The sequence below is a fragment of the Neisseria sp. P0022.S010 genome, from assembly GCF_051956635.1.
This window is the reverse complement of sequence record NZ_JBQCXF010000726.1, coordinates 1-1,143: the sequence shown is the minus strand read 5'-3', so window position 1 is coordinate 1,143 and position 1,143 is coordinate 1. Positions and strand designations below refer to the sequence as shown.

Sequence of the window (1,143 nt, the reverse complement as noted above, 5' to 3'; positions counted from 1 at the left end):
GTTATAAAACCGGTACGCTCAACGAAATCAAGCGTTCGGTTAAGGCCATGCGTCAAGTCGAAGACTGATTTTAAGACTTCATCATTTAAAGGCAATTATTATGAATTTCCCTCCGCGTTATGTCTCAAACACCCGTATGCGCCGTATGCGTAAAGACGATTTTTCACGTCGCCTGATGCGCGAGCATACTTTGACGGCAGATGATTTGATCTATCCGGTTTTTGTATTGGGAGGCCAGAATCAGGAAGAGGCAGTACCATCCATGCCCGGCGTCAAACGCCAAAGTTTGGACAAATTGTTGTTTACCGCTGAAGAAGCACTGAAGCTCGGCATTCCTATGCTGGCTTTGTTTCCCGTGGTAACGCAAAACAAAACCGAATTTGCGGAGGAAGCTTATAATCCTGAAGGCTTGGTACCGACAATAGTACGAACCTTGCGTGAGAAATTCCCAGAACTGGGTATCATGACTGACGTTGCCTTGGACCCTTATACCATTCACGGCCAAGACGGTTTAACCGATGAAAATGGCTATGTCCTCAACGATGAAACCATTGAAGTTTTGGTAAAACAGGCTTTGTGTCATGCAGATGCGGGCGCACAAGTCATTGCCCCATCAGATATGATGGACGGACGTATTCTTGCCATTCGCGAAGCTTTGGAAGATGCTGGACACATCCATACGCGCATCATGGCATATTCGGCAAAATATGCTTCAGCGTTTTACGGCCCGTTTCGCGATGCTGTCGGCAGCTCCGGCAATTTGGGTAAGGCAGACAAGAAAACCTACCAAATGGATCCTGCAAACACTAACGAAGCCTTGCACGAAGTAGCATTGGACATTCAAGAGGGCGCAGATATGGTAATGGTAAAACCGGGTCTACCGTATCTGGATGTCGTCCGCCGAGTTAAAGACGAGTTCGGCGTACCGACTTATGCCTACCAAGTTTCCGGCGAATATGCCATGCTTCAGGCAGCCATTCAAAACGGTTGGTTGGATGGCGAAAAAACCATTTTGGAAAGCCTGTTGGCATTCAAACGCGCCGGCGCCGATGGTATTTTGACTTACTATGCGATTGAAGCGGCAAAATTGTTGAAGAAGTAAAATAAAGAAATAAATTAAAAAGCGGCAAACAGTGTTTATCC

1 protein-coding gene is annotated in these 1,143 nt (G+C 46.6%); it reads left to right on the top strand.

Features of this window, described 5'->3' with window-relative positions:
• The first annotated feature begins 100 nt into the window (after positions 1-100).
• Positions 101-1,102, top strand: coding sequence for a porphobilinogen synthase (gene hemB / locus ACTHUT_RS20970; RefSeq protein ID WP_250600628.1), 1,002 nt, complete (start codon positions 101-103; stop codon positions 1,100-1,102).
• The last annotated feature ends 41 nt before the right edge of the window (positions 1,103-1,143 follow it).

Bases quoted from the DNA above. Each gene is read 5' to 3' on its own strand.
- hemB (WP_250600628.1), top strand. From the start codon at position 101: ATGAATTTCCCTCCGCGTTATGTCTCAAACACCCGTATGCGCCGTATG.